A 16709-nucleotide genomic window follows, 5' to 3' on the forward strand; every position below is an offset into this window, starting at 1 on the left:
TCACCAGCCCGGCGCCGGCGCCGGCGCCGCCCGCTCCCCGGCCGCCGCGCGCACGCGGGCCAGGCGGACGGCCGCGACCGCGCAGGCGAACAGGAAGTAGAGGAACCAGGAGAGCGAGTAGCCGTTCGCCATCTCGCACACCAGGTACCCGGCGAGCCCGGCGAACACGGCCCGCGCCTCGGGCCCGACCAGCGGGTCGTCGCCGGCGCGCCAGGTCTGCCAGAGCAGCCAGGCCACGAACGTCGCGAACAGGGCGAACGCGACGATCCCGAGGTCGCCCACGATCTCGAGCAGGAGGTTGTGGGCCACGTAGCGCCGGCCCCCCGCCTCGAGCGGCGCGTACCGCGCCCAGCTCGCCAGGAACGCGCCCGCGCCGACGCCGGACAGCGGCCGCTCGTCCACGATGTTCCCGAGCACCTTCCAGGCGTGCTCGCGGCCGGCCACCGACGCGTCGTCGCGGTAGTCGGCGATGGTGCGCGACCGCTCCCAGAACGACTGCGGCGCGAGCGCGACCACGCCCGCGAGCAGGGCCGCGGCCGCGAGCGGCCCGCGGAGCGCCGCGCCGCGGCCGCGCAGGAGGAACAGCAGCGCCGCCAGCGCCGCGGCCACCGCGCCCGAGCGCGAGTGGGTGAGCACGATGGCCGCGACCTGCGCCGCCACCACCCCCGCGAACAGCACCCTCGCGGCCGGCCGGCGGGCGCGCATGGCCCCGAGCAGCGCGAACGGCAGCACCGCCACCAGGCTCATCGCCAGCCGGTTCGGGTCGCCGTACAGGCCGCGCCAGTGCGTGCGGAAGCCCTCCACCAGGTGGTCGTCGTTGGCCCAGACCCAGACGCCGCCCAGCGCCGGGCCCAGCGAGGCGAGCGCCGCCACCCGCAGGAAGCGCGCCAGGCGCGACGGCGCGTCGAGCGCGTTCTGGATCGCCACGAACACGACCGCCATCTTGGCGCCGTCCACGATCGCGTGGAGCGTGTCCGGGCGCGACAGGGTCCAGGTGAGCGAGAGCGGGATGAACGCGAGGTAGGCGAGCAGCAGCAGGCTGCCTCCGCCGCCCAGCCGTATGCGCTCGCCCGAGGAGAGCCGGTGCGCCACCACCGCCGCCGCGCACAGCGCCATGGTGACGAACCCGAGCCGCAGCCGCTCGAGCTCCGGCCACCAGTACATCGGGCTCGCGTACAGCATCGCCACGAACCCGAGCGCCGCGGCGTGCGCGGTCCGGCTCCACCGCGCCGCGGAGCGCTCCAGCCCCGCCTCCCGCGCCAGGAGCGCCGCGTCCAGCGCCGCCGCGTCCGCCCGTGCCCGCATGCCGCCCCCTAGCCCGGAACCGCCTGGATGCGCGCGGGCACCGCGCCGCGCTCGGCCGCCTCGACGTGCGCCCGCAGCTCGTCCACCTTCGCCTCCCAGCCCTCCGCCCGGACCAGCGCCGAGCGCGCCGGGTCCGGCCCGCCCGCGCGCAGCGCGCGGCCCACCGCCTCCACGAACTCCTCCGGCGTGCGGGTCACCGTGCAGCCCGGGACCTGCCGCAGCTCGGGCAGGTCGGTGCAGACGTTGGGCAGGCCCGCCGCCACGTACTCGCGCGCCTTGAGCGGGTTCGCCGCCAGCGCCAGCTCGTTGCGGCGGAACGGGGTGATGGCGACGTCGAACCCGCGGCACCAGGCCGGCAGCTCCTGGTACGGCCGGCGGCCGAGGAGGTGGACGTTGCGGGCGCCGTCCAGCGGCGCGGTGGAGGTGACCACCTTGCCGAGCAGCACCACCGACGCCTGCGGGTACGCGTCCGCCACCTGGCGCACCAGCGGCAGGTCGATCCAGTCCGCCACCAGCCCAAAGAACCCGATCACCGGCCGCGGCAGCGCGGCGAGCGGCGCCGGCACCGCCAGCGACGGGTCGAGCGCGCGGGCGAAGTGCGCGTGGTCCACGCCGTGGCGGACCAGCACCGCCCGCGGGTTCACCAGCCGCTTCGCCGCCAGCAGCCGCTCCGACGACGCGATCACCAGGTCGGCCCGCCGGAGCAGCCGCGCCTCCAGCTCGGCCACGTGCGCGCTCGCGTCGCTGAACGCCGAGAACTCGTCCACCACGTGGTAGACCACCAGCGCCTCGCCCAGCGTGCCCGCCACCGCGGCGGCGCTGGGCAGGAAGCTCCACGAGATGGGCCGGCCGAACGCCAGCCGCTGCATCGCGGCGCGCACCTGGAGCCGCAGCAGCGCGCGGTTCAGGCGGCGCACCGCGGTGAGCCCGTAGGCCGGGACGTACAGCGGCGCGAGCACGTGCAGGTTCCGCTCCGGCTCGGTGAGCCCGCGGGACGCGTCGCGCAGCTTCTTCCAGATGCGCGCGGCGTCGGCGGCGGTCGCGCGCGGGGCGCGGTTGCCGAGCGAGTTGACCCAGAGCACCCGGTTGTCCCGGGCCAGGATCCGCATGATGTGCGTCTTGGAGAGCGGATCCCCATCCCAGTCGTTCGAGAAGCAGACGATGTCCCGGCCCGTGAGCGCCGCCACGCAGACAAGCTGGGTGCGCGGGGCCCCCGGCGGCGAGCATTTGAACGGGGCGGCGCCCCGTGCGACGCGCGCGACGCCTCACCCTGCCGCGATGCGCGCGCCGCGGGAGCGGCCGGACGGGCGGGCGCGCTCCTCCTCGGCGTCGGCGAGGGCGCGCCACTCGCCCGGCACGGGGCGCACCAGCCCGAGCGCGGTGAACACGCCCTCGAGGTTGCAGGTCGCCAGGGCGGGGCTGTAGCCGGCCGGGCCGAGCGTCGTGTTCTCCCAGACCATCTTGCGCCGGAGCGCGAGCGGGTCCCCGCCCCGCACGTTCTCCGCGTCCTCGGTGGTCACCGCCACCTCGAACCCGAGCTCGGCCACCAGCCGCCGCACCGCGGGCGTGTGGTAGCCGTTCGGGTAGGCGAACGCGCGCGGCGGCCGGCCCAGCCGCTCCGCCAGCGCGTCCCGGCACCCCGCGATCTCGCGGCGCGCCCGGGCCGCGGGCAGGTGCGGCAGCACCGCGTGCGTGACCGTGTGGCCCCCCACCTCCACGCCGCCCGCCTGGAGCGCCCGGATCTCGTCCCAGTCCAGCACCCGGGTGCCCGCGGGCAGGTCGGCGTCGGCGAGCCCCACGCGCGCGGCGAGCGCGTCCGCCACCTCGAGCAGGCGCGGGTGCGGCAGGCGCGCGATGAGCCGGTCCAGCGTGGCCGCCGGCCCGGCGCGGGCGCACGCGTCCAGCAGCGCCTGCGGCCCGCGCGGCAGGCCGGCGCGCTCGGGCGGGATCCCGCGCGTGGCCAGCTCGGCGAGCGCCGCGTAGATCCGGTCGTGCGGCAGCCGCCGCGAGGTGCCCACCAGGCCGGTGACCACGAACGCGGTCGCCGGCGCGCCCAGCGCGCGCAGGATGGGCAGCGCCACCCCGTGGACGTCGGCGTAGCCGTCGTCGAACGTGACGGTGACGACGTCGCGCGCGCGCGCCGTCCCGGGCGGCTCGGCGAGGATGCGGCGCGCGTCGGCGAGGCTGACGAGCTCGCGGGTCCGCCCGAGCTGCTCGAGCTGGCGGCGGAGGGTGTCGGCGGACACGAGCAGCGACGCGAGCCCCTCGCGCGCGCTGGCCCGGTAGTCGTGCGTGACGCGGTGGTACGAGACCACCAGCACCCGCGCGCCCCCCGCCTGCCGGCGGCGCAGGGTCCCCACCGCGCGGTGGGCGCCCGCCGCGTGGAGGGCGCGCGCCACCGCCACCTTCAGGGCGCGGCGGACGATCCAGCGCGGGCTCCCGTCGGCTCGCTCGGGCATCGGGCTCCCCGGGCGCGGCTACGGCGCCACCCCCGCGTTCACCTCTCTCGCGCGCCGCGCGCGCGAGAGCGCGCCCCACACGCGGTCCGGCGCCACCCGGCGCGCGAGCTTCCTGGCGGTGCGCCAGGCCTCCTCGGCGGCGGCGGCGGTCCCCGCCCGCAGCGAGGGCGCGCGCAGGCGGAGCGCGCAGGTCTCGCGCCGGTCCGCCGCCCAGTCGAGCTTGTACGGCTCCTCGCCGCGCAGGAAGTCGTAGTCGGCGAGCCCGCGCGCGTACGCGTCCTCGACGGTCCGCCCGACCAGCACCATGCCCGGGCTGCGCGAGGCCCACCGCGGATCGTAGCCGGACTGGTAGTAGAGGAAGCGCCGCCCGGCCTCCAGGCCGTAGACCGCGGCGATGGCCTCGCCGTCCACGAACAGCCGGTAGAGCCGCAGCCACCCGCGCGCCGCCAGCAGCGGCGCCACCTCGAGGTGGAACGCCTCCGGGGCGCCGGGCGGGATCCCGTAGGAGCCGCCCTCCCCGGCCCAGCGCAGGCGGTGCAGGCGCAGGAAGTCCGCCATCGCGCCGGCCGCCTCGTCCGGGCGCGTGGCGATCTCGATCCGGAAGCCCGGCTGCCGCGCCAGCCACCGCACCCGCCGGCCGAAGGTCTCGCGCCGCCGGATGCCGCGCAGGTGCGCGTCCCAGGTCCCGGCCACCGCGAACCCGGGGCAGGCGAAGCGCCGCTCCACCCGCGCCCGCACGCCGCGCGCCGCCGCGGCGGCCCGGAGCGCGGCGACGGTGGGCGAGCCGCAGGGGAGGTCCTCGAGCTCGAGCGCGTCCCAGCCGTCCAGGTCGAGCAGGGCGGCCGCGATCGCCGCCCGCGCCGCGGGCGCATCGGCGGGCCGCGCCAGCACGTCGAGCCCGTCCGCGCCGGTGACGCCGTTCCCGAGCAGCTGCCAGCGGCGTCCGCCGAGCCCCGGCCGGCCGGACAGGACCAGCAGCCCGGCCAGCGCGCCGGCGGCGTCGCGCGCCTCCAGGATCCGGAGCGGCCGCCGCGCGCCGAAGTGCCGCCGCCAGGTGGCGAGCCACTCCCACGAGAGGAACGGCGTCGGCAGCCCGGCCTCGTCGAGCAGCGCCGACCACTCGGGCCGCAGCGCGTCGAGCCGCGCCGGGTCGGTCGAGCAGCGGACCGCGAGGGAGGACCGCGCGGGCGCCGTCACTCGAGCGCCTCGCGCACGCAGGCCGCCAGGTAGGCCATGTCCTCCGGCTCGAGGTCCTGGTGGACCGGCAGCTCCAGCACGCGGCGCCGCAGCGTCGCGACCTCCGGGAACGCCTCGGGCGGGCAGAGCGGGTGGCCGGTGCGCCAGAAGTCCACCGTCTCGATGCCGCGCGCCGCCAGGCGGGAGCGCACCGCCGCCTTGTCGTCGCACGGCAGCGGGTAGAACAGCGGCGCCACGCCGGCGGGCACCTCGGTGAACGGCGGCGGCGCGAGGTCGCGGAGGCGCCCCAGCAGCAGGAAGTAGTTCCGCCGGCGGGCGTCCACGATGGCGCGCGCGTCGAGCCGCCGGGCGATCGCGGCGGAGAGCCCGCTCATCCCCAGCCCCACCGCGCCCGGGTCGAACGTGCTCGTGCCGGTGGAGACCGGGCGGAGGCGGCCCGACGCGCCGCGCGCCGTGCGCACCACGCCGCGCGCCGCGGCCCGGAGCGCCACGCCCGTGTCGCCCAGCCTGAACGCCGCGTTCGCGAGCAGCGCGCTCGCCGCGTGGGACAGCGTCGAGGCGAGCGGCGCGCCGCCGGGCGCGGGCAGCTCGGCCGCGATCCCCGGCGCGTTCACCACCAGCGCGCCGCCGTTCGGCACCGGGAGCGCCTTGTAGAAGCAGAAGATGGAGAGGTCGCCGGTCGAGCCGAGCGGCCGGGTGCCCTCCGCCGAGAGCAGCGAGAGCGCGCAGTCCTCGATCACCGGCAGCCCCGCCCGCCGCGCCAGCGCCCGGATCTCGTCCATGGGCTGCGGGAAGCCGGCGTAGTGGATGACGTAGATCGCGCCGGTGCGCGATCCGCGGCGCGCCTCCAGGTCCTCGAGGTCGAGCCGCATGCGGCCGTCCACGCGCACGAACACCGGGACGGCGCCGGCGGCGGCCAGCGCCGACACCTCCACGCCGTGGTGGTACGCGGGCACCAGCACCTCGCGCCCCGCCAGCCCGAGCAGCCGCACCGCGTGGAACACCGCGTTCCGGGCGAAGTAGAACCGCACCATGCGCGGGGCGCCGAACGGGAAGGGAGGCGGCCGGTCGGCCGCCAGCGGCGAGAGCATGCCCGGCCAGAGCGTGGGCAGGGCCGGGATGTAGCGCCGCCGCGCGGCCCCGGCCGCCGTCCCGCCGCGCAACGCGATCGCTCGGCTCACCGCCACCACGAGAGGGCCTCCTTCACGGCCGGGCGGACCCGGTGCTTCAACGTGTGCATGGCCCGCCCGGCGATCGACGGCCGGTACACGTACAGCCAGTCATGGGGCCTGTGCCGGGGCTCCCAGTCGCGCTTCCAGGGCATGTCCGGCCCGAGGAAGTCGAGCTCCTCGAGGCCCCGCGCCTCGCACTCCGCCACCACCTCGCGGTGGAGGAGCTGGCCGGGCGAGACCTGCGCGAGCGCCTCGTCGTAGGCGATCTTGGGCAGCGCGTAGACGCCGCGGTGGACCAGCCCGAGCTGCGCCGCCACCGCGCGGCCGTCGAGCGTGAGCGCGCGCAGCGCGAGCGCGCCGCGGCGGGCCGCGTCCCCGGCCACCCGGCGGTAGAACGCGAGCGTGCGCGGGTCGGCGGCCATGGCCGTGCCGCGCGCGCCCTTCCACCCGGCGGCCTCCAGCGCGAACAGCTCGCGCAGCGCGCCCTCCAGGTCGCCGCGGCCGTCCTCGCGCCGCACCGCCACCGCGCCCAGCTCGCCGAGGCGCCGCGCCCGGCGCCGCAGGTTCGCGCGGAACTTCGACGAGGTGCGCGCCTCCGCGCCCTCCCCGCCCAGCACGAGGTACGGCGTGCGCAGCGACTCCCAGCGCCCGGTGAGGTGGCCGTCCGCGCGCGCGAGCGGCTCGAGCAGCGTCGAGGTCGGCCCGTCGCGGGGCAGGTCGCGCAGCAGCAGCGCGTCCCAGCGCAGCCGGTCGCGCAGGTGGCCCCACAGCGCCGCTGCCGCGCCGGACGCGTCCGGGCCGAGCGCCCACTCCACGCGGCAGGAGTGGTCGTTCGCGGGCGCCACGAGCCAGGTCGCGCCGCCGCGCCGCTGCTCCAGGAGCGGCGCGAAGCCGGCCGCGGCGCCGGCCGGGTCGCGCGCCACCAGCACCCGGAGCCGCGCGCCCGGCGCGAACGCGTCCAGCCAGGCGGCGAGCCACTCGTGGCGCACGTACGGGAGGTCCACCGGCCCGCGCGCGAGCAGCGCGTTCCACTCGGCCGCGAGCGCGTCGAAGGCGGCGCGCCCCTCCAGCGCCTCGACGCGGTAGGGGAGGCGGCGGAGGGCGGGGGCGAGGGACAGGGTGGCGGTGCCGGGCATGGGATCCAGGGTCCTCTAGCGGGCGCGCGCCAGCGCGAGCAGCGCGGCCGCGAGCTTCTGCGGATCGTGGCGGCCGGGCTCGGACGCCGAGGCCAGGTCCGCCGCCACCGGCACCGCCCCGAGCGCCTCGAGCGCGGCGCGGTCCACCTCCACCGGGCGGGCGCCGCGGGCCTCGAGCGCCGCGCGGTGCGCCGCGGGCTGCGGCCCCCGGTGCACCAGCGCCACGTCCACCACGTCGCCCGCCTGCCGCCGGACCGCCCGCAGGTGCGCGGCGGCGTCGAGCCCGTCGGTCTCGCCCGGCTCGGTCACCAGGTTGACGCACAGCACCCGGGTGGCGGCGGTCGCGCGGAGCGCCTGCGCGACGCCGTCGGGGAGCAGGCTGGCGAGCACGCTCGAGTACAGGCTGCCCGGCCCGAGCACCACCAGGTCCGCCTCGAGGATGGCCTGGAGCGCCTCGCGCGGCGCCGGCGCCGGGCGCGCCAGCCGGAGGCCGGCGATCCGCCCGCCCGCGGCGGCGATGGCCGACTCGCCCACCACCTCGCGCCCGTCCTCCAGCGACGCGACCAGCTCCACCGGCCCGTCCGCGGCGGGCACCACCCGTCCCCGGGCGCCCAGCATCGCGGCGGCCGCCTCCACCGCGCTCGCGAAGTCGCCGTGGCGCTGCGCCAGCGCGGTGAGGACCACGTTCCCGACGGTGTGGCCTGCCAGGGCGCCGGCGCCCTCGAAGCGGTGCTGGAACAGCGCCGCGAGCGGGCTGAGTCCGCCCGCCAGCGCCACCAGGCAGCGGCGCACGTCGCCGGTCGCGGGCACGCCGTAGCGGCGCCGCAGCTCGCCGGAGCTCCCGCCGTCGTCGGCGGTGGTCACGAGCGCGGTCACCGCCACCCGCCCGCCGTCCTCGTCCACCCCGCCGGCCAGCCCCGCGAGCACCCGCGGCAGGCCGGTGCCGCCCCCCGCCGCCACGACGCGCAGCGGCCGCGCCGGCGGCGCCTCCACCGACCGTTCCAGCGTCTCCTCGAGCATCCGCATCACCGCGCCCCCCGTCCCAGCAGCACCACCTTCGCCGTGGCGAGCAGGCACACCAGGTCGAGGAACAGGGTGGTGTTCTTGATGTAGTACAGGTCGTACTCGAGCTTCTTCGCCTGCTCCTCCATGGTGGAGCCGTAGCCGTAGCGGAGCTGCGCCCAGCCGGTCAGCCCCGGCTTCACCAGCTCGCGCAGCGCGAACAGCGGCCACCGCGCCTTCAGCTCGGACAGGAACACCGCGCGCTCGGGCCGCGGGCCGACCAGGCTCATGTGCCCGCCCAGCACGTTCCAGAGCTGCGGGAGCTCGTCGAGCCGGGCGCGCCGGAGGAAGCGGCCCACCGGCAGGACGCGCGGGTCGTCGTCGGTCGCCCAGGCGGCGCCGAGCTTCTCGGCGTCGCGGCGCATGGTGCGGAACTTCCAGATCCGGTACGGCCGGCCGCCGCGGCCGGTGCGCTCCTGCGAGTACAGCAGCGGGCGGCCGTCGGAGAGCCAGATCGCGGCGGCCACCGCGGCCATCACCGGCGCGCCCAGCAGCAGGCCCACCGCGGACACGCCCAGGTCCAGCGCCCGCTTCACCGTGCGGGTCAGGCGCGAGACCCGGAAGCCCTCGTCGAAGATGAGCGCGCTCGGCCGGACCAGGGCCAGCGGGATGCGCTGCAGGGTGGCCTCCGCGAAGCCCACGTCGTCCACCACCCGCAGGCCGCGGGTGCGCAGCGCGAGCAGCGCGTCCACCGGCAGCCCCTCGCGCCGGTCCTCCATCGCCACCACCACCACCTGCGCCCGCGCCTGCCGGACCACGTCCAGCACCGGCCCCTGGCGCAGCGCCTCCGGCGGCACCACCGCCGGCGCGCGGCTGCCCTCCGGCACCACGAACCCGGCCACCGCCCACAGGCCGTCCGCCTCGCGCTCCACCGCCCGCGCCAGGTCGCGCGCGCGGGGCCCCGCGCCCAGGAACAGCACGCGGGTGGGCGCCCCCACCACCGCCGGCATGAGCGCGCGGGCGCCGATGACGCCGAGCGCGCCGCCCGCCGCGGCGAGCACCACCGAGCGGTGCAGCATCCAGCCCGGGAGCACCAGGTCGAGCGAGAGGTCGGCGATCGCCAGCGCGATGGTCGCGACGCCCAGCGCGCGGAGCAGCCGCCGCCCGTCGGCGCGGTCGCGCACCGCCGCGTGCAGGTCGTACAGGTCGCCGAGGTACAGCGCGCCCGCGAAGAACAGCGAGGCGAGGCCGGCGCGCAGCACCGCCGGCGCGATCGGCGCGGCGGCGCCGGTGGCCTGCGCCGCGACCGGCCCGAGCGACGCGCCCGCGAGCAGCGCCACCACGAGGACGGTCTCCTCCGCGAAGAAGTAGAACGCCTTCCGCGGCGAGAACCAATGGTTGAAGACCCGGACCACCCACCCTCCCCCCGACCGCCCCCGCGGCCCCACGGAAAGCTGGGATCTGCCCGCGTTCCGCACATCACCCGCGAGAAGCCCTCCTCATCGCCGCGCCGCCCCGGTGCGTTCGCCGGCGCGCGAGCAGGCGCGCCACGGCGACGGCGGCGGCCGCCAGCGCGAGCGCGAGCGCGAAGCCGCCCGCGAACGCCGGCCCGGCGCCGCCCCCCACCTCGCGATCGACCGCGACGAGCGCGACGGCGCTCACAGCGGCTCTGCGCGCCTGACCTCGGGCACCGCGGGCAGCGGCGCCTGCGGCGCCACGCCGGCCGGGTCCCCGTAGATCCAGCGCCCGTGCGCCACCGTCGCGGCGTCCACCCCGTTCAGCACCACGCCGGCCGCCCGCTCGCCCAGCGCGTCCAGCGCGAGCCGCACCACCTGGCGCGGGGTGATCCCCGAGCGCACCACCAGCAGCGCCGCGTCCGCCGCCTGCGCGAGCCGGTCGCCGTCCGCGCCCGCCAGCGCCGGCGGCGCGTCGAGCACGACGTGCTCGTAGGCGGCGCGGAGCTGGTCCATGAGCGCCAGGGCGCGCGGGCTGCGGAGCGCCTGGGCCGGGTCGCGCGCGTCGCCGGCGCACAGCACCGCCAGCGGGCCGACGCGCACCACCGCCTGCGCCAGCTCTGCCGTGCCCTCCAGCACCTCCGCCAGGCCGGCCCGCGGGGCGAGCCCGAAGCGCGCCGCCAGCACCGGGCGGCGCAGGTCGGCCTCGACCAGCACGGTCGCGCGCCCCTCCTGCGCCGCGGTCAGCGCCAGGTTGGCGGCGGTGGTGGTGCGCCCCTCGCCGCGGCCGGCGGAGGTGATGGCCAGCACGCGCATGGGCCGGCGGGCCGCCAGGCGGAGCACGCGCTGGTACAGGACGCGGTACTGCTCCGCGGCCGGCGAGTCCGGCGCGTCGAGCGCCACCAGGCGGCTCTCCGGCGCCAGCGTCGGGAAGGCGGCGTTCAGCGTCTCGGCGGGGATCATGGCGTTCGCTCCAGTGGACGGGTTCACGACGCGTGGCTGCGGGGCCCGATGCGCGGGATGGCGGCGAGGACCGGCACGCCCAGCGCGGCCGCGTCCTCCGGACCGCGCATGGAGCCGTCGAGCCACTCCGCCAGGCCGGCCGCGGCCAGGCCGGCGGCGACGCTGGCGAGCAGCGCGAGCAGCAGCATCCGCCCGCGATCCGGCGCCGACGGGCGGGTGGGCGCGAGCGCCGGCTCGATCACGCGGAACAGCGCCTGGCCGTCGGCCGCGAGGAGCTGCTCGGCGGCGGCCGCGTCGGCGCGCCGGGAGACGGTCGAGACGTACTTCGCGCGGAGCACCTCGTAGTCGCGCGAGCGCGCCGCCAGCTCCTGGCCCCAGCGCGGCGCGGCCTCGACGCGCTTCTGGTAGGAGGCGAGCTCGGCCTGGAGCCCCGCCAGCGCCTGCTGGTGCTCCGAGACCTCCTCGTCGAGGCGCGCCAGCTGCTCCGAGACCCGGCCCTTGCGGTACCCCTCGAGCTCCTCGTCTCGCCGCCCCTGCGCCTCCTGCAGCTCGCGCCGCGCGCGGCGCACGTCGGGGTGCTGCGGCCCGTAGGCCGCCTCGGCCGCCTGCACCCGCCGCGTCGCGGCGTCGAGCGCGGCCTCGCTCATGCCGGGCGCGCTCGGGCCCTCCGGGATCGACGCCAGGACCGTGTTGCGGCGGCGGCGGGCGTCGGCGATCGCGGAGAGGTGCATCTCCACCAGCGCCTGGGCCCGCGCGGCGGCGCGCGCGTTCGTGTCGATCATCTCCGGCAGCTCGGCGGCGTGCTCCAGCTTGAAGCCGAGGATCTTGCGCTCGTGCTCGGCGAGCGCCTTCGACATCTCGGTCGCCTGCGCGTCGAGCGTCTCGCGCAGCGCGCGCGCCTGGCTGGCCAGCACCTCGCGGGTCATCTCCTCGTACGAGCGCGGGAGCAGCTCCGCCGCGGCCTTCACCTTGCGTGGATCGGCGCCGCGCACCTCCACCACGAAGAGCAGCGCGGGCGGGCCGCCGGGCACCTCGCCCTCGAGCCGGACCTCGACCTGCCGCCGCAGCTTCTCGACCGCCTGGTCGAGGTCGCCGCGCAGGTCGGGGAAGAAGTCGGTCTCCTTCACGACCTTCTCCAGGACCGGCCGCGCCAGGATGCCGTGCTTGATGGTCCGCATCCGGTCCTCGAAGGGCGCGACGCCCTGGGCCGGGAAGAAGTCCACCGGGAGCCGCCGAGGCTCGATCTGCACGGTGGAGGAGGCCGTGTACTCGGCCGGCGTGAGCAGCGCGAGCGCCGCCCCCGTCGCGAGCACGATGACCGACACCACCAGCGCGATCACCTTCCGCCGCCGGAGCGCCGCGAACAGGTCGTGAATCGTGTAGGTCCGCTCCATGTCCCGTATCCCCTCACCGCGCCGGCAGCGTCCACCCGAGCCGGATGCCCACGGTGGTCCTTCGCAGGTCCGCCGACGGATCGTCGATCCGCGCGAAGTGCGTCACGCCGAGGGCGACGCGGACCCCGCCCCCCAGCATCATCCCGGCCTCACCCGCGGCCGCGTACCCGAGCGTCGAGTTCCTCCCGCTCGGGACCTCCCCGGAGTGCCAGAGCCCGCCGTCGCCCCGCACGTCGAAGCGCAGACCGAACCTGCGCACCACGCCGACCTCCGCCGAGTCCACCAGGCCGGGGCGCGCGGTGGACCCGATCCCCAGGCCGTGTGCCACCGCCACGCGCAGGTCCAGCTCGCGGCGCGCCAGCCGGAGCTCCGCCCCGGCCTCGGGCACCAGCGCCTGATCGTGCGTCCCGATCCACATGGCCGGCCCCGCGTACCCGTCCACCTCCAGCATCCGGGTGATCCGGTAGCGGGCCCTGGCGCGGAGCCCCTGCGACCACGCCAGCGAGTCGCCGGCCGGGTCGAAGCCCTGGAACAGCCCCGCGGCGTACGCCGCGCCCACCGCGAGCCGCTCGCTCGCGTGCCACAGCGCCTCCGCGCCGGGGGCGTGCATCGCGCCGCCGCTCCGGTCGGAGAACACCACCGTCCGCTCCGTCGCGGTGAGCGCGAGCTCGATCCGCCGCGAGGCGTCCCACTCGGCGCGTCCCCGGCCCTGCACCGTCCACGCGGAGCGCTGGCCCGTGCGGAAGATGCCCATCTGCGCCAGGCCGACCGGGTCGAAGGCGTAGCCACCGCGCGCCGACGCGGTCACCCGCGTCCGGTGCGTGGGGGCCGCCTCCAGGTCGAGCGCGCCGCGGTGGTTCCAGATCCCGTGCGACGCGAGGCGCTCGTACACCAGCCAGTCCCCGCCGTAGGTCGCGGTGAGCTTGAACAGGTGGTCGAGGAGCCGGAAGCCCACGTCGGGCGAGATGCGCCCGGTGCGATCCCCGCCCTGCCCCAGGTAGAGCGCGTTCGAGTCGTAGCCGCCCTCCAGGGAGAGACGGGCGATGGGCTCCGCCACCGTCACCGCCGCCACCCGTGCGGCCGGCGCCAGGAGCGCGGCCCACAGCACCGCGATCCCGAGCCCCCGCCGCGCACCCATCGCCCGCCCTCGCCCGCGCTCCGCCGGAGACCGCGCCGCCCTACGGCACGTACAGGACGTCACCGCCCTTGAGCCAGAGCGCACCCGCCGCCTCCCCCTTCACCAGGTCGTCGAAGGACAGCCGCACGCGATCGGCGCCGCCGTCCGGCTTCTGCCGGAGCCACACCACCTCGTCGCCGCCGTAGGGCGTGCGGCCCCCGGCCAGCGCGATGGCCTGGACCACCGACACCGGGCCGCGCAGCGGGAAGCCGCCCGGCCGCGTCACCTCGCCCAGCACGAACACGCGGGAGGCGTTGATCTCGCGCACCAGCACCGCGACCGCCGGATCCTTGATGTACGTCGCGAGCGCCTTGCTGAGGCCGGTCTGGAGCTCGGCGGGCGTCTTGCCCGCCGCCTCCACCTCGCCGGCGAGCGGGAGCGAGATGCGCCCGTCGGGGCGCACCGGCACCACGCGGGTCAGCTCCGGCTCGTGCCAGACCACCACCTCGAGCACGTCCTCGCGCCCGATGCGGTACTCGCCCGCATCGGGACGCGTGCCGGCCCGCTCGGACGCGCCCTTGCCCGCGCACGCCGCCGACAGGAGCAGGACCGCCGTCATCGCCACGTTGCCACGCGCCATTCCGTTCCCCCGGTGCGGCTCTCCGCCAATCGGACGCGCTCGCACCGAGCACGGCGCATGCCACCGTCCCGGCCGCGGCGCGGCGGCCCGCGAGAACGCCGCTCGGCGGGCGGTCCGGGCCTGGCCGCGCGGCCGGGCGCACGGCGTCGCGGAACGGCGCGGGCGGCGCAGGCGAATGTTTTTCCTCGCGCGCGGAACCGCAGTGCCCGCGTTGCCGCGCGCGCCAGGGCGCCCGAACGTTCGGGAGGACGCGGCGGCTGCGGTCGGCCAGCGCGCGCCGGAGGGGACCGATGCTGAGGGCGGCGGCGTGGACGATCGGCCTGTTCGGGGCCGGGATGATGATCTGCAGGCTGTTCCCGCTGCCCTGGATCGAGCCGGCGGTGCTGATCGGGCTGGGCTTCGGGTTCCTGGCGGTGAGCGCGCGGACGGGGCCTCGGCCACGGCGCACCCGCACGATCGCGACCAAGGAGGCGGCCGCGTAGCGTCACCGGTAGGTGCGGCCGCGGCGCCCGCGAGGGGCCGCGGCGGCGCCGCCGGCGTCTCGCGTCAGGCCTCGTCCACGGTCGCGGCGTCGCGCGGGTCCACGATCCCGCAGTCCTTGATCTTGTAGAGCAGCGCCTTGTAGCTCACCTGCAGCCGCTTCGCGGCCTTGCGCTTGTTCCAGCCGGTGCGCATGAGCGCGCGCAGGATGGCCTCGCGCTCGGCGATCCGCGCCGCCCGGCGGGCCACGTCCTTCAGCGGCGCGTCCTCCGGGAGCGCCGCGTGGAGCGGGGAGGCGCCCGGCCGCACGTGGTTCGACGCCACGTTCGCCGGCGGTGGCCCGGCCGCGGCCCGCGGCGCGCCCAGCTCGCCGAGCACCATGGCCGGGTCGCGCAGCACCACCAGCCGCCGCACCAGGTTCTCCAGCTCGCGGACGTTCCCCGGCCAGTCGTACGCGTGGAAGCGCTCCATCACCTCCGGCGGCACCTCCTCCAGCCCGCCCTGGTAGCGCTCCCGGTACTTGCGCACGAAGTGCCGGACCAGCGGCCCGATCTCCTCCTTGCGCTCGCGCAGCGGCGGCACGCGGACGGTCACCACGTTGAGGCGGTAGAAGAGGTCCTCGCGGAAGCTGCCCTGCCGGATGGCCAGCTCGAGGTTCCGGTTGGTGGCGACCACCACGCGCGCGTCCACCCGCACCGGCCGCTTCCCGCCCACCCGGTAGAACTCCTCGTCCTGCAGCACCTGGAGCAGCTTGGCCTGCAGCCGCGGGTCCATCTCGCCGATCTCGTCGAGGAAGATGGTCCCCTCGTGCGCCAGCTCGAACTTGCCGGGCTTCTCCGCGTGCGCGCCGGTGAAGGCGCCCTTCTCGTGGCCGAACAGCTCGCTCTCGAGCAGCTCGCCCGGCAGCGCGGCGCAGTTGATCTTCACGAACGGCCGCGCGGCGCGCCGGCTCTCCGCGTGGATGCGGCGCGCGATGACGTCCTTGCCCACGCCGCTCTCGCCGATCAGCAGCACCGGCACGTCCGTGTCGGCGATCCGCTCCACCAGCTCGCGGACGCGGTCCATCGCGCCGGAGAGCAGCGGGATCGCGCCGGGGTCCGGCGCCTCGGGCACGGCGCCGTTCCGCGCCGCGTCGGCGCGCGCCCGCCCGCGCCCGTCCAGCGCGCGGCGCAGCACCAGCTCCAGCTCGGCGGGATCGAAGGGCTTCGGCAGGTAGTCGGTGGCGCCGAGCTTCATGGCGCGCACCACGTCCTCGGTCTGCGACAGCGCCGAGAGCACGATGACCGGCAGCGCCGGATCCCGCTCGCGCACCCGGCGCAGCACCTCGAAGCCGTCGGGCTCGGGCATGACCAGATCGAGCAGCACCGCCCCCGCCGGCGCGGCGCCCAGCTCGGCCAGCGCCTCGCCGCCGCCGCGGGCGGCGCGGACGCGGTAGCCGGCCGCGCCGAGGAACTCGCACAGGGGTGCCCGGGCCTCGTCGTCGTCCTCGATGACGAGCACGGTGCAGTCGTTGTCCATCCGGTTTCCGTTCAGGGGCGGCGGAGTGCCGTCGAGGAGAAGCTGGCGCCACCTCCGACGGCCGGCACCGGCCCGATCGCGGCGGCGGCCGAGCGAGCGTGCGCGCGCGCGGCTTCCGTGCGATACCTCGCGCGTGCGACTGTCGCGACCGAGGGTCCTGCTCCGCGCGGTGCTGCTCCTCGTGGGCGGGGCGTTCATGCTGGTGAGGGCGTGGCAGGCCTGGGACGGCGCCCGCACGCCGGGCGGCGATCCCGTGCTGCTGCAGCGGATCGCGCTGGTGGAGGCCCTGGTGGGCGTGCTCGCCCTGGTGGCGGCGGGCGTCGCGCTCCTGTCGCTCCGCCGCCGCCGCCGCACCCACACGCTTCGCCTCGACGACCTCGATCGCCGCTGAGCGGTCCCCTGGGGTGGCGCGGCGAACCTCCGCGCCCCCGCCGCGGCTCTCGCCCGACAGCCACGCCATCCTCGGAGCCCCACCCATGTCCGGATCCCGCCCCGCCGTCGCCGCCGCCCTCGCCCTCGCCGCCCTGACCGCCTGCAGCCGCGCGCCCGCCGGCCCGCCCGCCGCCCCGGTGGTGGACGGCCCCGACGCGAAGGCGCTGGTGGAGGCCGGCGCCCGGCTGGTGGACGTGCGCACGCCGCAGGAGTTCGCGGCCGGCCACGCGCCCGGGGCGATCAACGTCCCGTACGACGAGATCGCGCGCCGCGCGCCCGGCGAGCTCCCGGACCGCGACGCCGCCATCGTGCTCTACTGCCGGACGGGCCGCCGGAGCGCGATCGCGGCGAAGGCGCTCCGCGAGCTCGGCTACACGCGGCTCCACGACCTCCGGCGCGCCGACGCGTGGCCGGGGCCGCTCGAGTCCACCCGGTAGATT

At 77.6% G+C, this 16709-nt stretch carries 17 protein-coding genes; 3 read left to right on the forward strand and 14 right to left on the reverse strand.

What is annotated here, in order from left to right:
- The 13 genes from ADEH_RS13675 to ADEH_RS13735 all read right to left on the reverse strand — a co-directional run bounded on the left by ADEH_RS13675 (position 1) and on the right by ADEH_RS13735 (position 13839).
- Complete coding sequence (locus ADEH_RS13675) at positions 1–1305, reverse strand: O-antigen ligase family protein (RefSeq protein WP_011421692.1); 1305 nt, start codon at positions 1303–1305, stop codon at positions 1–3.
- Positions 1306–1313: 8 nt separating this feature from the next.
- Complete coding sequence (locus ADEH_RS13680) at positions 1314–2492, reverse strand: glycosyltransferase (RefSeq protein WP_011421693.1); 1179 nt, start codon at positions 2490–2492, stop codon at positions 1314–1316.
- A gap of 78 nt (positions 2493–2570) precedes the next feature.
- Positions 2571–3764, reverse strand: coding sequence for a polysaccharide deacetylase family protein (locus ADEH_RS13685; protein WP_011421694.1), 1194 nt, complete (start codon positions 3762–3764; stop codon positions 2571–2573).
- An 18-nt stretch (positions 3765–3782) separates the two neighbouring features.
- Positions 3783–4961, reverse strand: a complete 1179-nt coding sequence (locus ADEH_RS13690) for a GNAT family N-acetyltransferase (RefSeq protein WP_011421695.1) — start codon at positions 4959–4961, stop codon at positions 3783–3785.
- Positions 4958–6148, reverse strand: coding sequence for a DegT/DnrJ/EryC1/StrS family aminotransferase (locus ADEH_RS13695; protein ID WP_041453893.1), 1191 nt, complete (start codon positions 6146–6148; stop codon positions 4958–4960). The genes ADEH_RS13690 and ADEH_RS13695 overlap by 4 nt, the downstream gene beginning before the upstream one ends.
- Entirely contained in the window at positions 6139–7269 is a 1131-nt protein-coding gene (locus ADEH_RS13700; protein WP_011421697.1) for a GNAT family N-acetyltransferase, read from the reverse strand. The genes ADEH_RS13695 and ADEH_RS13700 overlap by 10 nt, the downstream gene beginning before the upstream one ends.
- 15 nt (positions 7270–7284) lie before the next feature.
- A complete protein-coding gene (locus tag ADEH_RS13705) occupies positions 7285–8295 on the reverse strand; it encodes a gluconeogenesis factor YvcK family protein (protein WP_011421698.1) in 1011 nt (336 codons plus the stop codon).
- Complete coding sequence (locus tag ADEH_RS13710; protein WP_011421699.1) at positions 8295–9686, reverse strand: sugar transferase; 1392 nt, start codon at positions 9684–9686, stop codon at positions 8295–8297. Before ADEH_RS13710 ends, ADEH_RS13705 begins: the two co-directional genes overlap by 1 nt.
- Positions 9687–9750: 64 nt before the next feature.
- On the reverse strand, positions 9751–9933 hold the full coding sequence (locus ADEH_RS13715) for a hypothetical protein (protein ID WP_041453542.1): 183 nt from the start codon (positions 9931–9933) through the stop codon (positions 9751–9753).
- Positions 9930–10688, reverse strand: a complete 759-nt coding sequence (locus ADEH_RS13720; RefSeq protein ID WP_011421700.1) for a CpsD/CapB family tyrosine-protein kinase — start codon at positions 10686–10688, stop codon at positions 9930–9932. The genes ADEH_RS13715 and ADEH_RS13720 overlap by 4 nt, the downstream gene beginning before the upstream one ends.
- A gap of 23 nt (positions 10689–10711) precedes the next feature.
- Positions 10712–12082 carry a GumC family protein gene (locus ADEH_RS13725; protein ID WP_011421701.1) on the reverse strand — a complete coding sequence of 457 codons (1371 nt, stop codon included), beginning with the start codon at positions 12080–12082 and terminating at the stop codon, positions 10712–10714.
- Positions 12083–12095: 13 nt separating this feature from the next.
- A complete protein-coding gene (locus ADEH_RS13730) occupies positions 12096–13220 on the reverse strand; it encodes a hypothetical protein (RefSeq protein WP_041453543.1) in 1125 nt (374 codons plus the stop codon).
- Between the two features lie 40 nt (positions 13221–13260).
- Positions 13261–13839 carry a polysaccharide biosynthesis/export family protein gene (locus tag ADEH_RS13735; protein ID WP_011421702.1) on the reverse strand — a complete coding sequence of 193 codons (579 nt, stop codon included), beginning with the start codon at positions 13837–13839 and terminating at the stop codon, positions 13261–13263.
- Positions 13840–14129: 290 nt separating this feature from the next.
- Here ADEH_RS13735 and ADEH_RS13740 point away from each other — a divergent pair, with 290 nt between their 5' ends.
- Complete coding sequence (locus ADEH_RS13740) at positions 14130–14321, forward strand: hypothetical protein (protein ID WP_041453544.1); 192 nt, start codon at positions 14130–14132, stop codon at positions 14319–14321.
- 64 nt (positions 14322–14385) lie between these two features.
- On the opposite strand, the gene ADEH_RS13745 is transcribed toward ADEH_RS13740, so the two are convergent.
- Positions 14386–15837: a sigma-54-dependent transcriptional regulator gene (locus ADEH_RS13745; RefSeq protein WP_011421703.1), complete on the reverse strand. Its 1452-nt coding sequence runs from the start codon at positions 15835–15837 to the stop codon at positions 14386–14388.
- A gap of 133 nt (positions 15838–15970) precedes the next feature.
- On the opposite strand from ADEH_RS13745, the gene ADEH_RS13750 reads away from it, so the two are divergent.
- Positions 15971–16228: a hypothetical protein gene (locus ADEH_RS13750; protein ID WP_157061361.1), complete on the forward strand. Its 258-nt coding sequence runs from the start codon at positions 15971–15973 to the stop codon at positions 16226–16228.
- Positions 16229–16313: 85 nt separating this feature from the next.
- Positions 16314–16706, forward strand: a complete 393-nt coding sequence (locus ADEH_RS13755; RefSeq protein ID WP_011421704.1) for a rhodanese-like domain-containing protein — start codon at positions 16314–16316, stop codon at positions 16704–16706.
- Positions 16707–16709 lie beyond the last annotated feature (3 nt).

This window comes from Anaeromyxobacter dehalogenans 2CP-C, from assembly GCF_000013385.1.
GTDB classification, from domain to species: domain Bacteria; phylum Myxococcota; class Myxococcia; order Myxococcales; family Anaeromyxobacteraceae; genus Anaeromyxobacter; species Anaeromyxobacter dehalogenans_B.

Coding starts and splice junctions, on each gene's coding strand:
- ADEH_RS13735 (WP_011421702.1), bottom strand. CDS start 13,839: ATGGCGCGTGGCAACGTGGCGATGACGGCGGTCCTGCTCCTGTCGGCG.
- ADEH_RS13745 (WP_011421703.1), bottom strand. CDS start 15,837: ATGGACAACGACTGCACCGTGCTCGTCATCGAGGACGACGACGAGGCC.
- ADEH_RS13720 (WP_011421700.1), bottom strand. CDS start 10,688: ATGATCCCCGCCGAGACGCTGAACGCCGCCTTCCCGACGCTGGCGCCG.
- ADEH_RS13700 (WP_011421697.1), bottom strand. CDS start 7,269: ATGCCCGGCACCGCCACCCTGTCCCTCGCCCCCGCCCTCCGCCGCCTC.
- ADEH_RS13725 (WP_011421701.1), bottom strand. CDS start 12,082: ATGGAGCGGACCTACACGATTCACGACCTGTTCGCGGCGCTCCGGCGG.
- ADEH_RS13730 (WP_041453543.1), bottom strand. CDS start 13,220: ATGGGTGCGCGGCGGGGGCTCGGGATCGCGGTGCTGTGGGCCGCGCTC.
- ADEH_RS13755 (WP_011421704.1), top strand. CDS start 16,314: ATGTCCGGATCCCGCCCCGCCGTCGCCGCCGCCCTCGCCCTCGCCGCC.
- ADEH_RS13685 (WP_011421694.1), bottom strand. CDS start 3,764: ATGCCCGAGCGAGCCGACGGGAGCCCGCGCTGGATCGTCCGCCGCGCC.
- ADEH_RS13740 (WP_041453544.1), top strand. CDS start 14,130: ATGCTGAGGGCGGCGGCGTGGACGATCGGCCTGTTCGGGGCCGGGATG.
- ADEH_RS13705 (WP_011421698.1), bottom strand. CDS start 8,295: ATGCGGATGCTCGAGGAGACGCTGGAACGGTCGGTGGAGGCGCCGCCG.
- ADEH_RS13675 (WP_011421692.1), bottom strand. CDS start 1,305: ATGCGGGCACGGGCGGACGCGGCGGCGCTGGACGCGGCGCTCCTGGCG.